Source organism: Streptomyces filipinensis (genome assembly GCF_014649495.1).
Lineage (GTDB): Bacteria > Actinomycetota > Actinomycetes > Streptomycetales > Streptomycetaceae > Streptomyces > Streptomyces filipinensis.
Map to the genome: position 1 here is coordinate 1 of NZ_BMTD01000046.1, position 8,511 is coordinate 8,511.

Genomic DNA, 8,511 nt, shown 5'->3' on the forward strand with positions numbered 1-8,511 from the left:
TCAAGTCGGTCGCCGGTGATCTCGGGGTGAACACCGAGACGCTGCGGAACTGGATCCGGGCCGCCGACGGCCGCCGCCCGGGCGCCCACTCCTCAGCGCCGGCCTGCGATGTGCCGGTTTGGTGTCAGTGGGGGGTTGGCAGTGACGGGCTGTCAGTCGGGGGTGTTTGTGCTGGTCGTGTGCCCGTGAGCTGTTTCCGTTGCTGACATGGAAGCGGTTCTGGGGTGGTGGTCGCTGTCATGGGGCGGTACACCACCACGGTCTCCACTGCCACGGAAACGGTGCTTCTTATCCATGGCGGGGGTAGCGGCCGGGAGGCTTGGGGCCTGTGGAGGTCTTCCCGGGCGTGGGGTGTGTGGTGGTGGGGGAGCGGAGTGCGCTGCCGGAGGCCGCGCGGGTGGGGATGCGTGGCGCGGCGGTGGGCCGGCTGTTGGAGTTACGGGCGGCGGGTCGGCTGACGGCAGGCCATGTGCGGGTGGCTGCAGGGTCGCTGGGGGTGTCGGAGCGGACGGTGTGGCGCTGGCTCGCTGCGCCCGGTCCCGGGCCCGGGGTGGTCCCGGGTGTCCGGCTGGCGCGGGCGGACCGGTTCGTTGTGACGGATGAGGTGCGTGCGTTGCTGGCGTTGTGGGGCGGGAACGTCGCGGCGGTACAGCGTGAGCTGGCCGGGCGCGCCGCCGGGCAGTCTCCTCCCGGTACCGCCCCGTCGTTGACGACGTTGCATCGTGCGATCCGGCGGGATCTGAGTGCGGGGGAGCGGGCGGGGCTTGCTGGTGGTGAGCGTGAGGCCCGCAAGCACGATGTGTTCCTGGCCCGGCCTCGGGGCTGGCGGAATCAGGTGTGGGAGGCCGATCACGTTCAGGCTCCGGTCCTGGTAGATGTCGAGGGTGTGGCCCGGCGTCCGTGGGTGACGTGGTTCGTGGACTGCGCGACGAACACGGTCATGGGGGTGGCGGTCACGCCCGGGTCTCCGTCGCGGGAGTCGGTGCTGGCCGCGCTCCGTGCGGCGGTGCTGCGCGAGGAGCCGTTCGGACCGCAGGGCGGGCTTCCGGAGAGGGTGCGTGTGGACCGGGGCAAGGACTTCTTGTCGAAGACGGTCGCGGCCGCGTTCGGCGCGCTGGTGGTTGAGGTGGAGGACCTGCCCGCCTACACCCCGCATCTGAAGGGCACGGTGGAGGGCTTGAACCGGGCGGTGGAGTCGATGTTCCTCGCCGCGCTGCCCGGCTATGTACGTCAGCCGCGCCCGGGCCGACGCCGGGCACGGCCGAAGGGCGAGGTGCTGCTCGGCTTTGAGGACTTCACGGCCCGGCTGCTGGGTTGGGTGGAGTGGTGGAACACCTGCCACCTGCCCCGGCCGCTGGACGGGAGGTCGCCTCTGCAGGCCTGGGAGGCGGACCCGACTCCGGTCCGGGAGGTCAGCCCGGAGGAGCTGTGGACGTTCACGCTGGAGGACGACGGACGGATCCGGGTGGTCTCCACCCGCGGGGTCCGGTTCCGCCGGCGGGACTATGTGGGGCCGTGGATGACGGGCCTGGCGGGTACGGGGGTCAGGGTGCGGTTCATGCCGCACCACGATCACCGCATCGAGGTCTTCGACGCCGCGACCGGCCGCTACCTGGGACCCGCGACCGTCGCGGACGAGGCGAGCCCGGAGCAGATCACCGCAGTCCGCACCGCTCGGGCCACGCGCAGCCGGCGTCTGCGCAAGGACCTCGCCGCAGCCCAGCGCGAGCGCTATGCCGCGGTGACGCGGCCGGGGAAGCCGGAGCGGCTGGATGCGGTGTCGACGATGGAGGCTGCTGCCGAGTTGGCCGTGGCTGACCGGGCGGATCTGTCGAGGCTGGCGCTGCCGGACCTGATCCCGCCGGCCGCGCCTCCGTCCGACTGGCGTACCCCGGCCTCCCTCGCGGCCCGTACCCGGCCGCAGACGTCACTTGCGTCAGATGACGAGCCTGGCGGCGGACCGGCGGCCGGTGTCTCCGGTGACGGGGACGGCGCTGCGGGCGGTGGTGTGCGGTGACCGCGCCCACGTACCAGTACGTCGACCTGCCGGATGCCTCCATCGTGACCACGAGGGCCCTGCTGACTGCGCGGGAGAACATCGCGGATACGGTCGCCGCGCGGGCGATGATGTGCATCCACGGCAACGCCGGCTTCGGGAAGACCCTTGCGGTCAATACCTGCCTGCACGAGTTGGAGGACTCCCGCGGCGAGGAGGTCTGCAGGGTCACCTTCCGGGCCCGTCCGACCGCCCGTGCGGTCCGTTACGAGCTGTTCGAGACGCTCCGGCTGCCTGGTGAGCCGCCCCGCCACCCCAGTGAGTTCGACCGCCTGTTGAAGACCGCCCTGTCCGAGCGGCCCCGCACGTTTCTGGTGGATGAGGCGCAGTGGCTCAATGGGGAGGCGTTCGAGTACTTCCGCTACCTGTGGGACGAGCCGGTTACTCAGATCGCGATCGTCTTCGTCGGCGGCGCCGGTGCTCACACCGTGCTGCGCCGCGAGCCGATGCTGTCCTCCCGGATCTTCATCTGGCAGCAGTTCACCCGCCTCACCCCCGAAGAGGTCCTCGACGTCGTCCCGCTCTTCCACCCCGTCTGGGAGGACGCCGACCCGGCCGACATCACCTTCGCCGACGAACAGGCCGCCCACGGCAACTTCCGCGCCTGGGCCCAGCTCACCGCCCACATGCGCACCGCCCTGGAACGCACCGGCCGCCCGCGCCCGGACCGGGACCTATTGCGCTGGGCGTTCAGCCGCCTCGCATGATCACGCCTGCCACGCCCAGCCTGGCCGTCGTCCTGGACTGCGGGGACGACGCCGCCTTCACCCACGCAGCCTTGGCTGCCCACGCTCCGCAGGACGGCCGCGTCACCCTGCACCCCACTCCGGGAACGACCAGCGAGACCGCACTGGCCGCGGACCTGCTCCTTGCGCTGGGTAAGGAGCCTCACGTCCCGGGCCGCTTCCCGCACGGCAGGCCGCCGTTGTGGGAAGCGGCTGCGGCATGGGTGACGGCGCGGGCTGTCACCCGCCTGACCGTCCTGCGTGCGCACCTTCTCGACGACCACCGCCTGCAGCGCCTCATCGGCCTGTGGCGGCAGACCGGCATCCACCTCACGCTCGTCGTTCACCGGCCCCGCCTGACCGCTGCTGCCGGCCGCACTCTGGCCGCTACTGACCACACGGCCGTCGACATGCTGGCCGAAGCCCGAGCCCTCTTCTACGGCAGCAACGCCCCGCGCCCGGGCACGCAGGCTTCCGCGGCGCCTGCGCCCTGGCGCTGGATCACCCTTGATGCTCTGGACCGCCTCGTCTCCTACGACAGTCCCCGGCCCTGTACGACCGCCTGCACTCCGCGGCCGGTCGTCTACCAGCAGCGCCCGGCACCCATCCCCCCGACCCAGGCCCAGGCCGTCCAGCTCACCGACCGCTTGCACAAGGCGACGTCGCACCCGGCCCGAGCCGCCGCCCTCGCGGCAGCCGTTGCCGCCGGTGCCTCGTTCCAGCAGCTGGCTACCGCCCGCCCGGATGGCTTCGACCCCTCCGCCGGCACCCTCATCCTGCACGATCACGCCCGCTACACCGACGGCTGCGCGATCTACCCCGTGCCTGCCTGGGCCCGCGGCTTCCTCCACGCCGCAGCCCAGTTCGCCCATCTGACCGATGCTGCCTGCCTCCTGGCCGCTCCGGCCGACCGCGCTGCCCTGCTGCGCCTGGCCGAGAGCATCAAGATCCGTCCGCCCCAGCCCCCTCCTGCGTGGAGGAAAGAGCGACGGGGGCCGGTCGTCTGGGACTGGCGGGAGCAGCGCGAGGCACTGGGCTAGAAGGCCCTGTGCTCTCCTGCTTCGCCGCTCGGCTGCGGCACACCCGCTACGCGAGTCCGAACTCGATGAAGTCGACCTCCCTGAGCCTCACCTGGAGGGCATCTGCCCGCCTGCCCGCTGCCCGGAAGTAGACGTGTCCCAGCGCCCGGCCCAGGATCATCAGGTACTGCCGGTCGGGGGCACCTGCCTCCCAGGCGGAGAACAGTTCCCGGGCTACCTCGCCGGGCACCAGCGCCGTCAGAAGCCGGTGCCGCGGGTCATCCGAACCGCCGGCCCCTGCCGCGAACCCGAACCGCGCCCGGGTGTGCACCACCAGCCCCTGCCGCTCCGCGGCGGCCCTGCGCCGCGCACGCACCAGTGGCTGCCACCGGGCCCGTAGCCGTGTGTCGATCAGTGCCGCGTGACGGGCAGAGGGCTTGGCCCGTGCCGCTGCCCTGCGAGCCGTCCACCGCTGCATTGTCCGCAGGGACACGCCCAACTCCCGCGCTACCGCCTGCTTGGAGCCCTTTGCCCACCTGAGTAGCGCGCTCAGCTGCTGCTCGGTGGTTTCCGGTACCGGCCGCGTGTACAGCAGCCTTTCGAGCTCCGTCCCGATCACTGTTGACCCTCCGTCCGCCGGGCAGCCGTCATGACGGGTCTCTCATGTATCGAGGCGCCAGGCGGACGGAATGCCGGTCCTCCTGCCTCATGGCGCCGAGATGCGGTAGAGGCTGGCCAGGTCGGCGTGTGCCCGTGACCGGGGCGGTGGGCCGTGCTGTTACCGGCGCCCTGTTGGGCGGGAGGGCGTTTTGACGGGTGTGCTGTCGGGGCTGGCGGGGTCGGATCGTCGTGGTGGTCAGTGCGGGGGTGTGGTGATGCGGGTGACGAGTCCGTCGAGGAGGGTGGTCAGGCCGTGGTGGAGGAGGGATTCGGGGGAGAGGGCGGAGCCCGCTCTGGCGGCGGCGAACGCGGGGAAGGCTCCGCTGTCCACGAGTGCCGCGAGCCGTGTCTCCTGGGCGTGCATCCATTCCTGCCCGGTGACGCCGCTGGTGCGCGTCGCGTCGGTCTCGGGTTCGAGGTCGACGGCGTGGCCGCGGACGTACCCGAAGAGGGTGACGGCGGCGTGCATCCGCGTGTCGTCGTCCAGGCCGAGTCCGTCGAGGGCGGCGAGGGCCCAGTCGATGTGGCGTATGCCGTTGGGGATCAGCAGGGGCCGGCTGAGGTTCATGGCCCCGGCCAGCCAGGGGTGGGCCCGGTAGAGCCGCCATTGCAGGGCCGCCGAGAGTTCCAGCCGCTCCCGCCAGCCCGGGGGCGGCCGCTCCGGCAAGGCCTCCTCCCCGAAGGCGGCGTCAGCCATCAGCACCACCAGCTGTTCCTTGTTGCTGACGTGCCGGTACAGGGACATCGCCGAGACCCCGAGCTCGGCGCCGAGCCGGCGCATGGTCAGGGCCGCGAGCCCCTCGGCGTCCGCGAGGGCGACCGCCGCGCGGATGATGCGGGCGCGCTGCGCGGTGTCGTCCTCGGCGGCGGTGCGCCGGCCCGGTCCGCCGGCGCCGGGCCGGGCCGCGACCACGGTCCCGACCCCCGGCACCGCTCGCACCAGGCCTTCCTGTCCGAGTAGGGCCAGGACCTTGCTCGCGGTGGCCATGGCGACCCCCCACCGCTGGGTGATGGCCCGCGTGGAGGGCACCCGGTCCCCGGGCAGCAGTTCCCCGCGCTCGATCCGCCCGCGCAGCTCGGCCGCGATCCGCGCGTACGGCGCCTGCACCGCTGTCATCCCACCCTCCCAGTGCACTAGTACGGACGAACCCTAGTGCACTAGATTACTTTCCTCAACTCACCTGTTCTACCGAGCTTTTTCCGTCTGTACGTTGTACACACAAACCCGAGAGAGGACAGGGAAATGAACAAGACCCAGACCCGCACCGTGCTGATCTCCGGCGGCAGCGTCGCGGGCCCCGCTCTGGCGTACTGGCTGCACCGCCACGGCTTCACCCCCACGATCGTCGAGCGGGCCCCCAGGCTGCGCGACGGCGGCTACGCGGTCGACTTCCGCGGCGAGGCCCTCGACGTCCTGGACCGCATGGGCCTCCTCCAGCAGATCGAGGCGCTGGACACGCAGATGGGCGACGCCGCCATGGTGGACGCCGCGGGCCGCCAGTACGCCACCCTCCCCGCCGCGATATTCGCCGGGGACCTGGAGGTCCTCAAGGGCGACCTGACCCGCATGCTCTACGAGGCCACCCGCAAGGACGTCGAGTACGTCTTCGGCGACTCCATCGCCAGCCTGAACCAGGACGAGAATGGCGTCCACGTCACTTTCGAACGCGGCGCGCCCCGCCGCTTCGACCTGGTCGTCGGAGCCGACGGCCTGCACTCCCGCACCCGCGCCCTGGCCTTCGGCCCCGAAGAGCAGTACGTCCGCCACCTCGGCATCTACACCGCGATCTTCAACCTGGACAACTACCTCGGCCTGAAGAACACCGGCCACCTCTACACCGCCCCCGGCAAGGCCGCGAACATCTTCACGGCCCGCGCCAACACCGAGGCCCGCGCGGCATTCCACTTCGCCGCCGAGCACCTGGAATACGACTGGCGCGACACCGCCGCGCACAAGCGGATCGTCGCCGAGCGGTTCGCGGGCGAGGGCTGGGAGGTGCCGCGTCTGCTGAAGGAGATGGACGCCGCGCAGGAGTTCTTCTTCGACTCCAACGCCCAGGTCGAGATGGACACCTGGTCCGCCGGCCGCATCGTCCTCCTCGGCGACGCGGGCTACTGCGCCGGCCCCACCTCCGGCCGTGGCACCTCGCAGGCACTGATCGGCGCCTACCTCCTCGCCGGGGAGCTGGCCGCCCGCGAAGGCGACCACACGGCCGCCTTCACCGCCTACGAGCAGCAGATGCGCCCCTACGTCACCGAGCACCAGGCGCTGGGCCGCGAGGGCGCCGAACGGTTCTTCATGCCGGCCCCCACCCAGGAGATCCTCGACATGCTCGCGGCCAGCGCCCCCGAGAACACCCACACCGAACCGGTCCGCCTCCCCGACTACACCCCTGCCACCGCCGCCTGACAGGCGACGGATCATCCACACCAGAACCCGACCACCCGGCCGTCGCTGATGCGTAGCACTCCTGTCGGCACGTGTTGACGTTGCAGAGGAATCGGCAGCAGGCAGTTCGCCTGCACCGAACTGGGCCGGATGACACCCTGCACTGCCCCCGGTGGCCCCGGCGCCCGTGCACAAGGTCAGTTCTGACGAGCTGCCCCCGCGACACACATCTCGTTCCACCCGTACCAAACGAACAGAACCGAAAGGGACCCCAGCAATGACCATGACCGCCCCCGTCGCCGACGCACGTATCCTCGGCCTGGCCCACTACGCCGCCCGCGGCGTCCTGGAGCACGTCCTGGCCCGACACGGCCTCACCTTCACCCAGCAGATTGCCCTGCGCGCCGCCGTCACCGCCGACGCACCGCAGACACCGCACGACCTGATCACCCAGATCCACGCTCCCTCAAGGCCGATCCCGCCGACATCCGCGCCACTATCGACGAACTGCTGGCAGGGAAGCTGCTCGCCGCAGACAGCAAGGGGCACCTTCACCCCACGGACGCCGGGCGCGAACTACTTGCCGCTGTTGGCGCTGACACTGCCCCCGTAACAGCCCGGATCTGGGGCGGGATACCCTCCGAGGACCTTGCCGCCGCTGGCCGTGTTCTCGCTCTGGTCATCGAACGGGCAAACGTCGAACTCACGGCACTGACCGCCTGACCGAGAGCCTCCTGCGCTGCGCCTGGCCCTGAGCGGATGTACGGCTGCTCGTACCCGCCTCCTCACACGCAGAGGACCATCGACAGGAGGAAGAAGGGATGGCTGCCCCCTGACTATGGTCTGCGCGAACTCCAGTCCCCACACTGGCTGTTGGAGTCATCCCTGTAGCCCGAGACGAGAGCAGGAGAAGCCGAACCCTGCGGCCCCACTCGGGGTTCACCAGGGACTTCGCTGCTTCACCGATCGGCGACGCAGCGAGCCAGTGGTGCAGTCCATCCGTTCCAGAGCCAATCCGAAAGAGAGAATGAAGCACCAGGCTGACTGAGGTAGGTTGTCCGTGTGGCTGACGTTTCCGACTACGAGAAGGCCATGCCCCGGGTTCAGGAACACGTGGCACAGTACGAGAAGGCCTTGGCGGAGATCCGCACCACGCATGCCGGCAGACCGGCACCGGAGGCGAGGGAAGCCCTCCTGGCCGCTGGCGAGAGGCATGGCGTGCGCATCGCCAACGAGGTCGCGCAGGACGCGGCCGAACGTATCGCTGACGGCACGCTGTAGACAACCAGCCCCAGATGCAACCCCCAGGCGGGATCCCGGCAGCACACCCCACCGGTTTCCCGTAGCCAGCGGCCCGCGGAGCGGGCTTGTCCTGGAGGCGAAGCCGGAAGGACCAGGTGGGGGAGCGAAGCGGACCCACCCAACAGGCCGAAGGCCTGGACCTCGTGAAACGAGGTCACCTCCCGCGCGAAGCACGGGAGGACGGGGCCTGGCGAAGCCAGGCCGCTCGGGTGAAGCGAAGCGGAACCCCATCAGTCCGAAGCGAAGCGGAGGGCCACCGGCCCGAAGGGCCGGCTTTGGCTCGGCGAAGCCGAGCCCCGCCGAGCGCAGCGAGGCGGTTCGCTGGCACAGCGCGCAGCGCTGTGGGACCCGCTCCGCGGG

General features: G+C 70.9%; 7 protein-coding genes and 1 pseudogene. 6 read left to right on the top strand and 2 right to left on the bottom strand.

The genetic code is table 11. The features are described from left to right. The first annotated feature begins 418 nt into the window (after positions 1-418). From IE244_RS41190 to IE244_RS41200, 3 genes are read left to right on the top strand one after another with little or no spacing between them, the layout of a single operon-like run. The gene (locus tag IE244_RS41190) at positions 419-2,017 is read left to right on the top strand and encodes a TnsB C-terminal domain-containing protein (protein WP_373305841.1); all 1,599 of its coding nucleotides are present in this window, start codon (positions 419-421) and stop codon (positions 2,015-2,017) included. Then, positions 2,014-2,763 carry an AAA family ATPase gene (locus tag IE244_RS41195; RefSeq protein ID WP_191878708.1) on the top strand — a complete coding sequence of 250 codons (750 nt, stop codon included), beginning with the start codon at positions 2,014-2,016 and terminating at the stop codon, positions 2,761-2,763. Before IE244_RS41190 ends, IE244_RS41195 begins: the two co-directional genes overlap by 4 nt. Then, positions 2,760-3,821, top strand: coding sequence for a hypothetical protein (locus tag IE244_RS41200; protein WP_191878709.1), 1,062 nt, complete (start codon positions 2,760-2,762; stop codon positions 3,819-3,821). The genes IE244_RS41195 and IE244_RS41200 overlap by 4 nt, the downstream gene beginning before the upstream one ends. 46 nt (positions 3,822-3,867) lie before the next feature. Here the strand turns inward: IE244_RS41200 and tpg are convergent, their stop codons facing one another. Together tpg and IE244_RS41210 are read right to left on the bottom strand one after the other, a co-directional pair. After that, the gene (tpg, locus tag IE244_RS41205) at positions 3,868-4,419 is read right to left on the bottom strand and encodes a telomere-protecting terminal protein Tpg (RefSeq protein ID WP_425545579.1); all 552 of its coding nucleotides are present in this window, start codon (positions 4,417-4,419) and stop codon (positions 3,868-3,870) included. 237 nt (positions 4,420-4,656) lie between these two features. Next, on the bottom strand, positions 4,657-5,577 hold the full coding sequence (locus IE244_RS41210; RefSeq protein WP_191878711.1) for a GntR family transcriptional regulator: 921 nt from the start codon (positions 5,575-5,577) through the stop codon (positions 4,657-4,659). Positions 5,578-5,703: 126 nt separating this feature from the next. On the opposite strand from IE244_RS41210, the gene IE244_RS41215 reads away from it, so the two are divergent. From IE244_RS41215 to IE244_RS41225, 3 genes and pseudogenes are all read left to right on the top strand, one after another. Continuing rightward, positions 5,704-6,870, top strand: a complete 1,167-nt coding sequence (locus tag IE244_RS41215) for an FAD-dependent monooxygenase (protein ID WP_191878712.1) — start codon at positions 5,704-5,706, stop codon at positions 6,868-6,870. A gap of 256 nt (positions 6,871-7,126) precedes the next feature. Then, positions 7,127-7,572 (top strand): annotated as a pseudogene (locus IE244_RS41220) (winged helix DNA-binding protein). Between the two features lie 339 nt (positions 7,573-7,911). Beyond that, complete coding sequence (locus IE244_RS41225; protein WP_191878713.1) at positions 7,912-8,130, top strand: hypothetical protein; 219 nt, start codon at positions 7,912-7,914, stop codon at positions 8,128-8,130. Positions 8,131-8,511 lie beyond the last annotated feature (381 nt).

Bases quoted from the DNA above. Each gene is read 5' to 3' on its own strand.
- IE244_RS41200 (WP_191878709.1), top strand. From the start codon at position 2,760: ATGATCACGCCTGCCACGCCCAGCCTGGCCGTCGTCCTGGACTGCGGG.
- IE244_RS41210 (WP_191878711.1), bottom strand. From the start codon at position 5,577: ATGACAGCGGTGCAGGCGCCGTACGCGCGGATCGCGGCCGAGCTGCGC.
- IE244_RS41215 (WP_191878712.1), top strand. From the start codon at position 5,704: ATGAACAAGACCCAGACCCGCACCGTGCTGATCTCCGGCGGCAGCGTC.